This is a genomic window from Luteimonas sp. Soil_C_5 (assembly GCF_057656615.1).
This window is the reverse complement of record NZ_JBDGKA010000002.1, coordinates 342,629-358,947: the sequence shown is the minus strand read 5'-3', so window position 1 is coordinate 358,947 and position 16,319 is coordinate 342,629. Positions and strand designations below refer to the sequence as shown.

At 64.1% G+C, this 16,319-nt stretch carries 11 protein-coding genes; all 11 read left to right on the top strand.

All coding sequences use genetic code 11. The features are described from left to right. Positions 1 to 46 precede the first annotated feature (46 nt). The 11 genes from rplL to rplW all read left to right on the top strand — a co-directional run bounded on the left by rplL (position 47) and on the right by rplW (position 16,310). Positions 47 to 418 (top strand): 50S ribosomal protein L7/L12, encoded by a 372-nt coding sequence (gene rplL / locus AC3A5K_RS06085; protein ID WP_310238735.1) that lies wholly within the window; start codon positions 47 to 49, stop codon positions 416 to 418. 232 nt (positions 419 to 650) lie between these two features. Continuing rightward, the gene (rpoB, locus tag AC3A5K_RS06080; protein ID WP_487616615.1) at positions 651 to 4,826 is read left to right on the top strand and encodes a DNA-directed RNA polymerase subunit beta; all 4,176 of its coding nucleotides are present in this window, start codon (positions 651 to 653) and stop codon (positions 4,824 to 4,826) included. 88 nt (positions 4,827 to 4,914) lie between these two features. Further along, positions 4,915 to 9,174, top strand: coding sequence for a DNA-directed RNA polymerase subunit beta' (rpoC, locus tag AC3A5K_RS06075; protein ID WP_487616614.1), 4,260 nt, complete (start codon positions 4,915 to 4,917; stop codon positions 9,172 to 9,174). A gap of 257 nt (positions 9,175 to 9,431) precedes the next feature. Then, entirely contained in the window at positions 9,432 to 9,806 is a 375-nt protein-coding gene (gene rpsL, locus AC3A5K_RS06070) for a 30S ribosomal protein S12 (RefSeq protein ID WP_487616613.1), read from the top strand. A 10-nt stretch (positions 9,807 to 9,816) separates the two neighbouring features. After that, positions 9,817 to 10,284 (top strand): 30S ribosomal protein S7, encoded by a 468-nt coding sequence (gene rpsG, locus AC3A5K_RS06065; RefSeq protein ID WP_487616612.1) that lies wholly within the window; start codon positions 9,817 to 9,819, stop codon positions 10,282 to 10,284. Between the two features lie 183 nt (positions 10,285 to 10,467). Further along, a complete protein-coding gene (gene fusA / locus AC3A5K_RS06060; protein WP_487616611.1) occupies positions 10,468 to 12,594 on the top strand; it encodes an elongation factor G in 2,127 nt (708 codons plus the stop codon). A gap of 94 nt (positions 12,595 to 12,688) precedes the next feature. Next, positions 12,689 to 13,879 carry an elongation factor Tu gene (gene tuf / locus AC3A5K_RS06055; RefSeq protein ID WP_487616610.1) on the top strand — a complete coding sequence of 397 codons (1,191 nt, stop codon included), beginning with the start codon at positions 12,689 to 12,691 and terminating at the stop codon, positions 13,877 to 13,879. A gap of 542 nt (positions 13,880 to 14,421) precedes the next feature. After that, a complete protein-coding gene (gene rpsJ, locus AC3A5K_RS06050) occupies positions 14,422 to 14,733 on the top strand; it encodes a 30S ribosomal protein S10 (RefSeq protein WP_047137645.1) in 312 nt (103 codons plus the stop codon). Positions 14,734 to 14,743: 10 nt separating this feature from the next. Next, positions 14,744 to 15,397: a 50S ribosomal protein L3 gene (gene rplC / locus AC3A5K_RS06045; protein ID WP_487616609.1), complete on the top strand. Its 654-nt coding sequence runs from the start codon at positions 14,744 to 14,746 to the stop codon at positions 15,395 to 15,397. An 11-nt stretch (positions 15,398 to 15,408) separates the two neighbouring features. Next, complete coding sequence (gene rplD / locus AC3A5K_RS06040; protein ID WP_232134459.1) at positions 15,409 to 16,014, top strand: 50S ribosomal protein L4; 606 nt, start codon at positions 15,409 to 15,411, stop codon at positions 16,012 to 16,014. Beyond that, positions 16,011 to 16,310 carry a 50S ribosomal protein L23 gene (rplW, locus tag AC3A5K_RS06035; RefSeq protein WP_096208160.1) on the top strand — a complete coding sequence of 100 codons (300 nt, stop codon included), beginning with the start codon at positions 16,011 to 16,013 and terminating at the stop codon, positions 16,308 to 16,310. The genes rplD and rplW overlap by 4 nt, the downstream gene beginning before the upstream one ends. The last annotated feature ends 9 nt before the right edge of the window (positions 16,311 to 16,319 follow it).

The following is a 16,319-nucleotide window of genomic DNA, read 5'->3' as shown; positions in this document are numbered from 1 at the left end:
CGGTTCAACGAAACCTATCCCAGAAAATTTTTCAAAGGTAATCACAATGTCCCTTACCAACGAACAGATCGTCGACGCCATCGCCGAGAAGTCCCTGATGGAAGTGATGGAGCTGGTCAAGGCCATCGAAGAGAAGTTCGGCGTCTCCGCTGCTGCTCCGGTCGCCGCGGCTGCTGCTGCCGGCCCGGCTGCCGCTGTCGAAGAGCAGACCGAGTTCACCGTCGTCCTGAAGGCCGCCGGCGACAAGAAGGTCGAGGTCATCAAGGTGGTCCGCGCCATCACCGGCCTGGGTCTGAAGGAAGCCAAGGACCTGGTCGAAGGCGCACCGAAGGACGTCAAGGAAGGCGCCACGAAGGAAGAAGCCGAGAAGATCAAGAAGGATCTCGAGACCGCAGGCGCGGCCGTCGAAATCAAGTAAGCGGCACTTGGCATCGCAGCACATGCTTGCGATGCACCGGGGCCGGGGGCGAAAGCTCCCGGCCCTTGGTCGTTCCTGAAATCGGGCGGCCCGTAACAAGACAACTGACGCAGTGGTCAGTGGGTAGTAGCGGGAGATGGCGTGCTGGTGCCGGCAATACCAGCGACTACCCAGTGGCAACTCATGTTCCCGGACCGCGATGCGGTCCACCGATTCATCGAGGCGTACTTCCATGACGACGTCCCAGCTCCAACCCACCTACTCGTTCACCGAGAAGAAGCGCATCCGCAAGAACTTCGGCAAGCGCCGTGAGATTCTCGAGGTGCCGTTCCTGTTGGCCATCCAGGTCGACTCCTACCGCGAATTCCTGCAGGCCGACCGCGATCCGACCCAGCGCGACGACCGTGGCCTGCATGCCGCGCTCAAGTCGGTGTTCCCGATCGTCAGCTACAACGGCTACGCCGCCCTGGAATACGTCGGCTACAAGCTCGGCGAGCCCGGCTTCGACGAGCGCGAGTGCCGTAACCGTGGCCTGAGCTACGGCGCCCCGCTGCGCGTCACCGTGCGCCTGGTGATCTACGACCGCGAGTCGTCGCAGAAGGCCATCAAGTACGTGAAGGAGCAGGAGGTCTACATGGGCGAGATTCCGCTCATGACCGAGAACGGCACCTTCATCATCAACGGCACCGAGCGCGTCATCGTCTCGCAGCTCCACCGTTCGCCCGGCGTGTTCTTCGACCACGACCGCGGCAAGACCCACAGCTCGGGCAAGCTGCTCTACAGCGCCCGCGTGATCCCGTATCGCGGCTCGTGGCTCGACTTCGAGTTCGACCCGAAGGACGCGCTGTTCACCCGTATCGACCGCCGCCGCAAGCTGCCGGTGTCGGTGCTGCTGCGCGCCCTCGGCTACAACAACGAAGAAATGCTCAACGAGTTCTTCGACATCAACAGCTACCACATCCTGCCGGAAGGCGAGGGCGTGCAGCTGGAGCTGGTGTCGGAGCGCCTGCGTGGCGAAACGCTGAACTTCGACCTGCTCGACGGCGAGAAGGTCATCGTCGAAGCCGGCAAGCGCATCACCGCGCGCCACGTCAAGCAGCTCGAGGCCTCGGGCATCACTGCGCTGGCGGTGCCGGACGAGTACATGGTCGGCCAGATCCTCTCGCACGACGTGATCGATCCGTCGACCGGCGAGCTGGTCGCGACCGCCAACGACGAGATCTCGATCGAGACGCTCGAAGCGCTGCGCAAGGCGGGTATCGAAGCCATCGGCACGATCTGGGTCAACGACCTCGACCGTGGCCCGTACCTGTCGAACACCCTGCGCATCGACTCGACCAAGACGCAGCTCGATGCGCTGGTCGAGATCTACCGCATGATGCGTCCCGGCGAGCCGCCGACCAAGGACGCCGCACAGAACCTGTTCCACAACCTGTTCTTCACCTTCGAGCGCTACGACCTGTCGGGCGTGGGCCGGATGAAGTTCAACCGTCGCCTCGGCCGCAAGGAAGTCACCGGCGCGTCTGTGCTGTATGACGCCCGTTACTTCGCCGAGCGCAAGGACGAGGATTCGGTGCGTCTGCGCGGCGAGTTCGGCCAGACCTCGGACATCCTCGACGTCATCCGCGTGCTGACCGAGATCCGCAACGGTCGCGGCGTCGTCGACGACATCGACCACCTCGGCAACCGCCGCGTGCGTTCGGTCGGTGAGATGGCCGAGAACGTGTTCCGCGTGGGCCTGGTCCGCGTCGAGCGCGCCGTGCGCGAGCGCCTGACGATGGCTGAGGCCGATGGCCTGACCCCGCAGGAACTGATCAACGCCAAGCCGGTCGCGGCGGCGGTCAAGGAATTCTTCGGCTCCTCGCAGCTGTCGCAGTTCATGGACCAGAACAACCCGCTGTCGGAAGTCACGCACAAGCGTCGCGTCTCGGCCCTGGGCCCGGGCGGTCTGACCCGCGAGCGCGCCGGCTTCGAAGTGCGCGACGTGCATCCCACGCACTACGGCCGCGTCTGCACCATCGAAACGCCGGAAGGCCCGAACATCGGCCTGATCAACTCGCTGGCGACGTTCGCACGCACCAACCGTTACGGCTTCCTCGAGACGCCGTACCGCAAGGTCGTCGACAGCCGCGTCACCGACGACATCGAATATCTGTCGGCGATCGAAGAGAACGACTACGTCATCGCGCAGGCCAATGCCGTCCAGGACGAGAAGGGCACGATGACGCAGCAGTTCGTCGACTGCCGCTTCCAGGGCGAGTCGCTGCTCAAGCCGCCGGCGGAGATCCATTACATGGACGTCTCGCCGATGCAGACCGTGTCGGTCGCAGCGGCGCTGGTCCCGTTCCTCGAGCACGATGACGCGAACCGCGCACTGATGGGCGCCAACATGCAGCGCCAGGCCGTGCCGACGCTGCGTGCGCAGAAGCCGCTGGTCGGTACCGGTATCGAGCGCGCCGTGGCGCGCGACTCGGGCGTGACCGTGAACGCCCGCCGTGGCGGCGTGATCGAGCAGATCGATGCCGGCCGCGTCGTGGTCAAGGTGCATGAAGAAGAGATCTCTGGCGAGCACGATGCCGGCGTCGACATCTACAACCTGATCAAGTACACGCGCTCCAACCAGAACACCTGCATCAACCAGCGTCCGCTGGTGAACGTGGGTGACGTGGTCGCGCGCGGCGACGTGCTGGCCGACGGTCCCTCGACCGACATCGGTGAGCTCGCGCTGGGCCAGAACATGCTCGTCGCGTTCATGCCGTGGAACGGCTACAACTTCGAAGACTCGATCCTGCTGTCGGAGCGCGTCGTCAAGGAAGACCGTTACACGACGATCCACATCGAGGAAATGACCGCGGTCGCCCGCGACACGAAGCTGGGTCCGGAGGAAATCTCCGCCGACATCCCGAACGTGTCCGAGAACGCGCTCAACCGTCTCGACGAATCCGGCGTGGTGTACATCGGTGCGGAAGTCCGCGCCGGCGACATCCTGGTCGGCAAGGTCACGCCGAAGGGCGAGAGTCAGCTGACCCCGGAAGAGAAGCTGCTGCGTGCGATCTTCGGCGAGAAGGCGTCCGACGTGAAGGACAGCTCGCTGCGCGTGCCGCCGGGCATGGACGGCACGGTCATCGACGTGCAGGTCTTCACCCGTGACGGCATCGAGAAGGACAAGCGCGCCAAGCAGATCGAAGAGTCCGAGATCAAGCGCGTCAAGAAGGACTTCGACGACCAGTTCCGCATCCTCGAAAGCGCGATCTATGCGCGTCTGCGTTCGCAGATCCAGGGCAAGGTCGCCAACGGCGGTCCCGGCCTGAAGAAGGGCGACACGGTCAGCTCGCTGGTGCTCGACGGCCTGAAGAAGTCCGACTGGTTCCAGATCCGCATGAAGGACGAGGACGCGGCCGACGCGATCGAACGTGCGCAGAAGCAGATCGACGCGCACCAGAAGGAGTTCGAGAAGCGCTTCGCCGACAAGCGCGGCAAGATCACCCAGGGCGACGACCTCGCACCGGGCGTGCTGAAGATGGTCAAGGTGTACCTGGCCGTGAAGCGCCGCATCCAGCCTGGCGACAAGATGGCCGGCCGTCACGGCAACAAGGGTGTCGTGTCGACCATCGTGCCCGTGCAGGACATGCCGCACATGGCCAACGGCAACACGGTCGACATCGTGTTGAACCCGCTGGGCGTGCCCTCGCGTATGAACATCGGCCAGATCCTCGAAGTGCACCTGGGCCTCGCGGCCAAGGGTCTCGGCGAGAAGATCCAGCGGATGCTCGACGCGCAGGCCAAGGTGGCCGAACTGCGCAGCTTCCTCGACCAGATCTACAACCACGACAAGGCGACGTTCGCACAGCGTGTCGACCTGTCGCAGTTCAGCGACGAGGAGCTGCTGAAGCTCGCCGGCAATCTGACCGACGGCGTGCCGATGGCCACCCCGGTGTTCGACGGCGCGGCGGAGTCGGAGATCAAGGCGATGCTCGAGCTGGCGGACATGCCGACCAGTGGTCAGCACCGTCTGTTCGACGGCCGCACCGGCGAGGCGTTCGAGCGTGAGGTGACCGTGGGCTACATGCACATGCTGAAGCTCAACCACCTCGTGGACGACAAGATGCACGCGCGTTCGACCGGTCCGTACTCGCTCGTCACCCAGCAGCCGCTGGGCGGCAAGGCGCAGTTCGGCGGCCAGCGCTTCGGCGAAATGGAAGTCTGGGCGCTGGAAGCCTACGGCGCGGCCTACACCCTGCAGGAAATGCTGACGGTGAAGTCCGACGACGTGCAGGGCCGCAACCAGATGTACAAGAACATCGTCGACGGCGAGCACGAGATGGTGGCCGGCATGCCGGAGTCGTTCAACGTGCTGGTCAAGGAAATCCGTTCGCTGGCGATCAACATGGAGCTGGAGGAGCACTGAGGCAGGGAGTCCGCCGCGCGGCGCATGAGCGCGCCGCGCGCGACAGCGATGCATCCCACCCCAGGTTCCCCATTCCCGGAGTAATGACATGAAAGACCTGCTCAACCTCTTCAACCAGCAGCGCCAGATTCCGGACTTCGACGCGATCAAGATCGCGCTCGCCAGCCCGGACCTGATCCGTTCGTGGTCGTTCGGCGAGGTGAAGAAGCCCGAGACGATCAACTACCGCACGTTCAAGCCCGAGCGCGACGGCCTGTTCTGCGCCGCGATCTTCGGTCCGATCAAGGACTACGAGTGCCTGTGCGGCAAGTACAAGCGCATGAAGCACCGTGGCGTGGTCTGCGAGAAGTGCGGCACCGAAGTCACGCTGGCCAAGGTGCGCCGCGAGCGCATGGGTCACATCGACCTGGCGTCGCCGGTCGCGCACATCTGGTTCCTCAAGTCGCTGCCGTCGCGCATCGGTCTGATGCTGGACATGACCCTGCGTGACATCGAACGCATCCTGTACTTCGAAGCGTTCGTCGTGACCGAGCCGGGCCTGACCCCGCTCGAGCGCAGCCAGCTGCTCAACGAAGAGCAGTACATGCAGATGCGCCAGGAACACGGCGACGACTTCGACGCCGCGATGGGCGCCGAGGCGGTCTACGACCTGCTGCGCACGATCGACCTGCAGGCCGAAATCGTCCGCCTGAAGGAAGAGATCGCCGCCACCGGTTCGGAAACCAAGCTCAAGCGTCTGACCAAGCGCATCAAGCTGGTCGAGGCGTTCATCGAGTCGGGCAACCGTCCCGAGTGGATGATCATGACCGTGCTGCCGGTGCTGCCGCCGGACCTGCGTCCGCTGGTGCCGCTGGACGGTGGCCGCTTCGCGACCTCAGATCTCAACGATCTGTACCGCCGCGTCATCAACCGCAACAACCGCCTGCGTCGCCTGCTCGAACTCAATGCGCCCGACATCATCGTGCGCAATGAAAAGCGCATGCTGCAGGAATCGGTCGATGCGCTGATGGACAACGGCCGCCGCGGCCGTGCGATCACCGGTACCAACAAGCGCCCGCTCAAGTCGCTCGCCGACATGATCAAGGGCAAGCAGGGTCGCTTCCGCCAGAACCTGCTGGGCAAGCGCGTCGACTACTCGGGCCGTTCGGTCATCGTGGTCGGCCCGACGCTGCGCCTGCACGAGTGCGGCCTGCCGAAGAAGATGGCGCTGGAGCTGTTCAAGCCCTTCATCTTCGCCAAGCTGCAGCGCCGTGGCCTCGCCACGACGATCAAGGCCGCCAAGAAGCTGGTCGAGCGCGAAGAAGCCGAGGTGTGGGACATCCTCGAAGAGGTGATCCGCGAACATCCGGTCATGCTCAATCGCGCGCCGACGCTGCACCGTCTGGGCATCCAGGCGTTCGAGCCGGTGCTGATCGAAGGCAAGGCGATCCAGCTGCATCCGCTGGTGTGTACCGCGTTCAACGCCGACTTCGACGGTGACCAGATGGCGGTCCACGTGCCGCTGAGCCTGGAAGCCCAGCTCGAAGCGCGTGCGCTGATGATGGCGTCGAACAACATCCTGTCGCCGGCCAACGGCGAGCCGATCATCGTGCCGTCGCAGGACGTCGTGCTCGGTCTGTACTACATGACCCGTGCGCTGGAGAACATCCAGGGCGAGGGCATGATCTTCGCGAACATCGCCGAAGTGCGTCGCGCGTTCGACAACAAGGCCGCCGGCCTGCACGCCAAGATCAAGGTCCGCATCCAGCAGACCGTGATCGGCGAGGACGGCTCGCGCGAGAAGGTGACCTCGATCGTCGAGACGACCGTGGGTCGTGCGCTGCTGCTCGAGATCATGCCCGACGGCCTGCCGTTCGAGCTGGCCAACACCGAGCTCAACAAGAAGAACATCTCGCGCCTGATCAACGCCTGCTACCGCCGTCTGGGTCTGAAGGACACGGTCGTGTTCGCCGACAAGCTGATGTACACCGGCTTCGGCAACGCGACGCGTGCGGGTGTGTCGATCGGTATCAACGACATGACCATCCCGAGCGAGAAGGCCGGCATCCTGGTCGAGGCCGAGACCGAAGTGCTGGAAATCCAGCAGCAGTACCAGTCGGGTCTGGTCACCGCCGGCGAGCGTTACAACAAGGTCGTCGACATCTGGTCGCGTACGAACGAGCGCATCGCCAAGGCGATGATGGACACGATCGGTACCGAGAAGGTCCTCAATGCAAAGGGCGAAACCATCGACCAGAAGTCGATGAACTCGCTCTACATCATGGCCGACTCCGGTGCGCGTGGTTCGCAGGCGCAGATCCGTCAGCTGGCCGGTATGCGCGGCCTGATGGCCAAGCCGGACGGCTCGATCATCGAGACGCCCATCATCGCAAACTTCCGCGAAGGCCTGAACGTCCAGGAGTACTTCAACTCCACCCACGGTGCCCGTAAGGGTCTGGCCGATACCGCGCTCAAGACCGCGAACTCCGGTTACCTGACCCGTCGTCTCGTCGACGTGGCGCAGGATGTCGTCATCACCACCACCGACTGCGGCACCGTCGATGGTCTGACGATGACGCCGATCGTCGAGGGCGGCGATGTCGTCGAGCCGCTGCGCGATCGCGTGCTGGGTCGTGTCGTGGCCGAGGACGTGTTCCTGCCGGGCAACGACGAGGATCCGATCGTCACCCGCAACACGCTGCTCGACGAGCAGTGGGTGCAGAAGCTCGAAGAAGCCGGCGTGCAGTCCATCAAGGTGCGTTCGACGATCAGCTGCGAAAGCAGCTTCGGCGTCTGCGCCATGTGCTACGGCCGCGATCTCGGCCGTGGTCATCTGGTCAACCAGGGCGAAGCGGTCGGCGTCGTCGCCGCGCAGTCCATCGGTGAGCCGGGTACCCAGCTGACGATGCGTACGTTCCACATCGGTGGTGCGGCGTCGCGTGCGGCCGCCATCGACAACGTGACGGTCAAGACCACGGGTTCGATCAAGTTCAACAACCTCAAGCACGTCAAGCACGAGAGCGGCAACCTCGTCGCCGTGTCGCGCTCGGGCGAACTGTCGGTGCTCGACGGCCACGGCCGCGAGCGCGAGCGTTACAAGCTGCCCTACGGCGCGACCATCACCGTCAATGACGGCGATGCGATCAAGGCCGGCCAGACCGTGTCGAACTGGGATCCGCACAACCACCCGATCGTGTCGGAAGTCGCGGGCTTCATCCGCTTCGTGGACTTCGTCGACGGCATCACCGTCATCGAGAAGACCGACGACCTGACCGGCCTGGCGTCGCGCGAGATCACCGATCCCAAGCGTCGTGGCTCGATGGGCAAGGATCTGCGTCCGATCGTCCGCATCGTCGATGCCAAGGGCAACGACCTGTCGATCCCGGGTACCGACCTGCCGGCGCAGTACCTGCTGCCGCCGCGCTCGATCGTCAACCTGCAGGACGGCGACGCTGTCGGCGTGGGCGACGTGGTCACCAAGGTGCCGCAGGAAGCGTCGAAGACCCGCGACATCACCGGTGGTCTGCCGCGCGTGGCCGATCTGTTCGAAGCGCGCAAGCCGAAGGACCAGGCGATCCTCGCCGAGATCTCCGGCATCGTCAGCTTCGGCAAGGACACCAAGGGCAAGCAGCGCCTGATCATCAAGGGCGTCGACGGCGAGGATCATGAAGAGCTGATCCCGAAGTACCGCCAGATCATCGTGTTCGAAGGCGAGCACGTGGAGAAGGGCGAGACGGTCGTCGACGGCGAGCCGAGCCCGCAGGACATCCTGCGTCTGAAGGGCGTCGAGGAACTGGCGTCCTACCTGACCAAGGAAATCCAGGACGTCTATCGCCTGCAGGGCGTGAAAATCAACGACAAGCACATCGAGGTGATCGTTCGCCAGATGCTGCGCAAGGTCGAGATCTCCGACCAGGGCGACAGCCGCTTCCTCAACGGCGAGCAGGTCGAGCGTCAGCGCGTCATCGAGGACAACGTCAAGCATCTCGCCAAGAGCGAACTGCCGGCGAAGTTCGATCCGGTCCTGCTGGGCATCACCAAGGCCTCGCTGGCGACCGAGTCGTTCATCTCGGCCGCGTCCTTCCAGGAAACCACCCGCGTGCTGACCGAGGCGGCCGTTCGCGGTACCCGCGACAGCCTGCGCGGCCTGAAGGAGAACGTGATCGTCGGACGTCTGATCCCGGCCGGTACCGGTCTGGCGTACCACACGAAGCGCCGTCGCGCGGCTTCGGGTCTGACCGATTCCGAGATGGAAACGCTGTCCGGTCCGGTGGTCGACACCACGCCGGCACCGCTGCCGCCCGAGCAGGTCATGCTGGAAGACGCGCCGGCGACGCCGGTGGCTGACAGCGACGAGAACGCAAGCTAAGATAGGCACCATTGGCGGCCCCGAGTGGGCCGCCCAGACTCCGAAATGAGGCGCAGGATGCGGCTCGTATTCGGTCCAGGACGGACGGGACGTTGTTATGTCGGGCTGTGCCACACGTGGCCGGCCGGCGGCGGTATCAGCTCGCGTTGACGCACTGCGTCGGCGCGGGCTATACTTTTTCGTCTGGCAGACGGCGTTCCGGTCTGCCTTCGTTTTTCACCGGGCCCTTGGCCCGAAACCACAGAACCCGAGACCTGATGGCAACGATCAACCAGCTGGTGCGGAAGCCGCGCAGCCCCGAAACCTACAAGAGCACTTCGCCCGCACTGGCGAACTGCCCGCAGCGCCGTGGCGTCTGCACCCGCGTGTACACGACGACCCCGAAGAAGCCGAACTCGGCGCTTCGCAAGGTCGCCAAGGTGCGCCTGACCAACGGTTACGAGGTCATCTCGTACATCGGCGGCGAAGGCCACAACCTGCAGGAGCACTCCGTGGTCCTGATCCGCGGCGGCCGCGTCAAGGATCTGCCGGGTGTGCGTTACCACACCGTCCGCGGTTCGCTCGACGCTGCCGGCGTTGCGAAGCGCAAGCAGGCACGTTCGAAGTACGGCACCAAGCGTCCGAAGGGCTGAGGAATAGACAATGTCGCGTAAAGGAAACACCCCGCAGCGTTCGGTGCTGCCCGACCCGAAGCACAACAGCGACACGATCGCTCGCTTCATCAACATGGTCATGAAGAGCGGCAAGAAGTCGATCGCTGAAAAGATCGTCTACGGCGCCATGGACGTCATCGGCGAGAAGAACGGCAATCCGCTGGAGCTGGTCGAAAAGGCGCTGGGCAACATCTCGCCGTCGGTCGAGGTCAAGTCGCGCCGCGTCGGCGGTGCCACGTACCAGGTGCCGGTCGAAGTGCGTTCGTCGCGTCGCATGGCACTGGCGATGCGCTGGTTGATCGAGTCGGCGCGCAAGCGCGGCGAGAACAGCATGCCGCGCAAGCTGGCTGCCGAGCTGATCGACGCTTCGGAAAACCGTGGTGGCGCGATCAAGAAGCGCGAAGAGACCCACCGCATGGCCGACGCCAACAAGGCGTTCGCGCACTACCGCTGGTAAGCGGACCCGCGGGCTCCGGTTGATTCCGGAGCCCGTCGGCACCATCTCAGGTGCCTCCAGGCGGTCACACACCGCACGCAGGATCCGAAGGCCGCCGCAAGGCGGCATTCGTCCATTCAAGCGATTCCATCGCGATGCGTCCGCGTTTCAACGGGCCTTCGCCATTCAATACGAGAGACTGACGTGGCTCGCACGACTCCCATCGAACGCTACCGCAACTTCGGCATCATGGCCCACATCGATGCCGGCAAGACCACGACTTCCGAGCGCATCCTGTTCTACACCGGCGTCAGCCACAAGATCGGTGAAGTGCACGATGGCGCCGCCACCATGGACTGGATGGAGCAGGAGCAGGAACGCGGCATCACCATCACTTCGGCGGCCACCACGGCGTTCTGGAAGGGCATGGACAAGTCGCTGCCCGAGCACCGCTTCAACATCATCGACACCCCCGGCCACGTCGACTTCACCATCGAAGTCGAGCGTTCGCTGCGCGTGCTCGACGGCGCGGTGTTCGTGCTGTGCGCGGTCGGCGGCGTGCAGCCGCAGTCCGAGACCGTGTGGCGCCAGGCCAACAAGTACCAGGTGCCGCGCCTCGCGTTCGTCAACAAGATGGACCGCACGGGTGCCAACTTCGACAAGGTCGTCGAGCAGCTGAAGTCGCGCCTCGGCGCGTACGCGGTACCGATGCAGGTGCCGATCGGCGCCGAAGACGGCTTCGAGGGCGTGGTCGACCTGCTGAAGATGAAGGCGATCCACTGGGATACCGCGTCGCAGGGCACGGTGTTCGAGTACCGCGACATCCCGGCCAACCTCGTCGACGTGTCGACCGAGGCGCGCAGCTTCATGGTCGAGGCTGCGGCCGAGGCCAACGAAGCGCTGATGGACAAGTATCTCAACGAAGGCGACCTGTCCGAGGAAGAGATCATCGGCGGCCTGCGCGAGCGCACCCTGAAGGTCGAGATCGTCCCCGTGTTCTGCGGTACGGCGTTCAAGAACAAGGGCGTCCAGGCGATGCTCGACGGCGTGATCCAGCTGCTGCCGTCGCCGGCCGATCGTCCGCCGGTGCAGGGCATCGACGACGACGAGAAGGAAGACACCCGCGTCGCCGACGACAAGGCTCCGTTCTCGGCGCTGGCGTTCAAGATCATGACGGATCCGTTCGTGGGTTCGCTGACGTTCTTCCGCGTCTACTCGGGCGTGCTCAACGCCGGCGACCAGGTGTTCAACCCGGTCAAGTCGAAGAAGGAGCGCGTGGGTCGCATCCTGCAGATGCACTCCAACAACCGCGAAGAGATCAAGGAAGTGCGCGCGGGCGACATCGCTGCGGCCGTCGGCCTGAAGGACGTGACCACCGGCGACACGCTGTGCGCGCAGGATCACATCATCACGCTCGAGCGCATGGTGTTCCCGGAGCCCGTCATCTCGATGGCGGTCGAGCCGAAGACCAAGTCGGACCAGGAGAAGATGGGCCTCGCGCTCGGTCGCCTGGCGCAGGAGGATCCGTCCTTCCGCGTGCGTACCGACGAAGAGTCCGGCCAGACCATCATCGCCGGCATGGGCGAGCTGCACCTGGACATCCTCGTGGACCGCATGAAGCGCGAGTTCAACGTCGAAGCCAACGTCGGCAAGCCGCAGGTCGCGTACCGCGAGACGATCCGCACCGCAGACGTGAAGTCGGACTACAAGCACGCCAAGCAGTCCGGCGGTAAGGGTCAGTACGGCCACGTGGTCATCGAACTGTCGCCGCTGACCGCCGAGGATCGTGCCGATCCGAAGCTGGCCGGTGACATCAAGGACGACTTCCTCTTCATCAACGACATCACCGGTGGCGTGATCCCGAAGGAATTCATCCCGTCGGTCGAGAAGGGCATCCGCGAGACGATCACCAGTGGTCCGATCGCCGGCTTCCCGGTCGTGGGCGTCAAGGTCAAGCTGGTGTTCGGCTCGTACCACGACGTCGACTCGTCGGAAATGGCGTTCAAGCTGGCGTCGTCGATGGCGTTCAAGCAGGGCTTCGTCAAGGCGAGCCCGGTGCTGCTGGAGCCGATGATGAAGGTCGAGATCGTCAGCCCCGAGGATTACCTCGGCGACGTGATGGGCGACGTCAGCCGTCGTCGCGGCATCCTGCAGGGCCAGGACGACAGCCCGTCGGGCAAGATCATCAACGCGATGATCCCGCTGGGCGAAATGTTCGGCTATGCGACGACGCTGCGCTCGATGTCCCAGGGTCGTGCGACGTTCTCGATGGAGTTCGATCACTACGCGGAAGCGCCGACGAACATCGCCGAAACCGTCATCAAGAAGTAATCCCTCGGGATTGGAATCCGGCGCCGCGGTGCGGCGCCGGAATTCCGGATCCCAGTTTCCAATCCCGAATCAATAGATAGAAAGGTGAATCACCATGGCTAAGGGTAAGTTCGAGCGCACCAAGCCCCACGTGAACGTGGGCACGATTGGTCACGTTGACCACGGCAAGACGACGCTGACCGCGGCGCTGACGAAGATCGGTGCGGAACGCTTCGGCGGCGAATTCAAGGCCTACGACGCGATCGACGCGGCGCCGGAAGAGAAGGCGCGCGGCATCACGATCTCGACCGCGCACGTCGAATACGAATCCGAGAAGCGCCACTACGCGCACGTCGATTGCCCGGGTCACGCCGACTACGTCAAGAACATGATCACCGGTGCTGCGCAGATGGACGGCGCGATCCTGGTGTGTTCGGCGGCTGACGGCCCGATGCCGCAGACCCGCGAGCACATCCTGCTGTCGCGTCAGGTCGGCGTGCCGCACATCGTCGTGTTCCTGAACAAGGCCGACATGGTCGACGACGCCGAGCTGCTCGAGCTGGTCGAGATGGAAGTGCGCGAGCTGTTGTCGAAGTACGACTTCCCGGGCGACGACACCCCGATCATCCACGGCTCGGCCCGTCTGGCGCTGGAAGGCGACCAGAGCGACATCGGCGTGCCGGCGATCCTGAAGCTGGTCGACGCCCTCGACAGCTTCATCCCGGAGCCGGAGCGTGACATCGACAAGGCGTTCCTGATGCCGGTCGAAGACGTGTTCTCGATCTCGGGCCGCGGCACGGTCGTGACCGGTCGTATCGAGCGCGGCGTGATCAAGGTCGGCGAAGAAATCGAAATCGTCGGTATCCGTCCGGTGCAGAAGACGACCGTCACGGGCGTCGAAATGTTCCGCAAGCTGCTCGACCAGGGTCAGGCGGGCGACAACGCCGGTCTGCTGCTGCGCGGCACCAAGCGTGACGACGTCGAGCGTGGCCAGGTGCTGGCCAAGCCGGGTTCGATCAAGCCGCACACCGAGTTCGAAGCCGAAGTCTATGTCCTGTCGAAGGACGAAGGCGGCCGTCACACGCCGTTCTTCAAGGGCTACCGTCCGCAGTTCTACTTCCGCACGACCGACATCACGGGTGCGTGTGAACTGCCGGAAGGCACCGAGATGGTGATGCCGGGCGACAACGTGAAGATGGTGGTCACGCTGATCAACCCGGTGGCGATGGACGAAGGCCTGCGCTTCGCGATCCGCGAAGGCGGTCGTACCGTCGGCGCCGGCGTGGTCGCCAAGATCATCAAGTGACCTGACGGCCCACGCGCGCATCGCGCGCGTGGCTGCCGGAAGATCATCCCCGCGCAGGCGGGGATCCAGTGACTTTCAGCCCGGAATTCGAGGTAAAGGCGAAAGTCATTGGATTCCCGCCTACGCGGGAATGACGATCGAAAACGGGCCGGTCCAGCCGGCCCGTCCGGTCTTCGAAGGGCAGGGCTTGCGCCCACCCGTCGGTACCCGCTAGAATGCAAGACCCTCGCGGGTTGGCCGAATGTATCCGGCAGGTTCGCGGGACGCGAAATGAGGTGCAGGATGCCCTCGTCTTCGCCAGACACGGAAATGTCGCGAGGCTGTGCTCCACCCGTTCCGGAAATTTCCGGAGCACGAAGGGATGGAGCGGATCACCGCGTCTGAATTTCTGTGGTCTGGGCGGATCGGGAAACCGGTCTGCCTTTTGTTTTACAGGGAACGGTCCCGGGGCGCGGGTGAATGCCTCGGACAGCCACGAATCAATGGGGTTCTGCGCACCCAGCCGCAGGCCCGTCGCTCTTTTAACGAAGGATATTTCCGTCATGACGGACCAAAAAATCCGGATCCGCCTCAAGGCGTTCGATCATCGCCTGATCGACCGTTCGGCCAGCGAGATCGTCGAAACGGCCAAGCGGACCGGTGCGCAGGTGCGCGGCCCGATCCCGCTGCCCACCAAGATCGAGCGTTACACCATCCTGACGTCGCCGCACGTCGACAAGGATGCGCGTGACCAGTACGAGACCCGCACGCACAAGCGCGTGCTGGACATCGTCGACCCGAATGACAAGACCGTTGATGCGCTGATGAAGCTCGAGCTCGCAGCCGGCGTCGACGTCCAGATCAAGCTGACCTGAGGACCGCACCATGACCGCGAAGATTCATTCGTTGGGCATCGTCGGCCGCAAGGCCGGCATGAGCCGGGTGTTCACCGAAGACGGCAAGTCCGTGCCGGTGACGCTGATCGAGGCAACCCCGAACCGTATCACCCAGATCAAGACCGTGGAGACCGACGGCTACAGCGCCGTGCAGATCACCGCGGGCGTCAAGCGCGCATCGCTGCTCAACAAGCCGGAAACCGGTCACCTCGCCAAGGCGAAGGTCGAAGCGGGTCGTGGCCTGTGGGAGCTCCGCGTCGCCGACGACAAGATCGCCGACTACACCGTCGGTGGCGAAATCAAGGCCGACATCTTCGAAGTGGGCCAGATCGTCGACGTCCAGGGCGTCACGAAGGGCAAGGGCTTCCAGGGCACGATCAAGCGCTGGAACTTCAAGATGGGCGACGCCACGCACGGTAACTCGCTGTCGCATCGCCAGCCGGGTTCGCTCGGTCAGCGCCAGACGCCGGGCCGCGTGTTTCCGGGCAAGAAGATGTCCGGTCACATGGGTGCCGAGAACCAGACCACGCAGCGCCTGCAGATCGTCCAGGTCGATGCTGCGCGTGGCCTGATTGCCGTCAAGGGCGCAGTCCCGGGCGCGCCGGGCGGTGACGTGATCGTGCGTCCGTCGAGCAAGGCATAAGGAGTAGCACGATGGAACTCGCAATCAACAACAGCAGCACGAAGCTGTCGGTCTCCGACGAAGTCTTCGGCCGCGATTTCAGCGAAAACCTGGTCCACCAGGTCGTCGTTGCCTATCGCAACGCCGGTCGCGCCGGTACCAAGGCGCAGAAGACGCGCTCTGAAGTCAACGGCACGACCAAGAAGTCGAAGAAGCAGAAGGGCGGCGGTGCGCGTCACGGCGCGCTGACGGCTCCGATCTTCGTCGGCGGTGGCGTGACCTTCGCGGCCAAGCCGCGCAGCTTCGAGCAGAAGGTCAACCGCAAGATGTACCGCGCGGCGATGTCGGCGATCCTGTCCGAGCTCAACCGCCAGGGCCGTCTGACCGTCGTCGAGACGTTCGACCTGTCCGAGACGAAGACCAGCGGCATGGTCGCCAAGCTCAAGGAATTCGATCTGGGCAAGCGCCCGCTGATCGTGACCGAAGACGCTTCGGAGCACCTGTACCTGTCGGCACGCAACCTGCCGTACGTCGAAATCCGCGACGTGCAGGGCCTGGATCCGGTCGCGCTGGTCGGCGCCGATACCGTGCTGATCACCACCGATGCGGTGAAGAAGATCGAGGAGTGGCTGGCATGAACGACGCCAAGCTCTATGAAGTGATCCGTGCGCCGCGTGTGTCCGAAAAGACCGCGCGTCTGCAGGAAGTGTCCAACCAGTACGCGTTCGAAGTGTCGACGGTCGCCACCAAGGCCGACATCAAGGCCGCGATCGAGAAGCTGTTCGACGTCAAGGTCGAGGCCGTCAATGTGTTGAACGTGAAGGGCAAGAACAAGTCCTTCCGTCAGCGCCAGGGCAGCCGCGGTGACTGGCGCAAGGCCTACGTGAAGCTGGCCGACGGCCAGTCGATCGACGTCATGAACGCGAAGGTCTGAGGAAGCCCC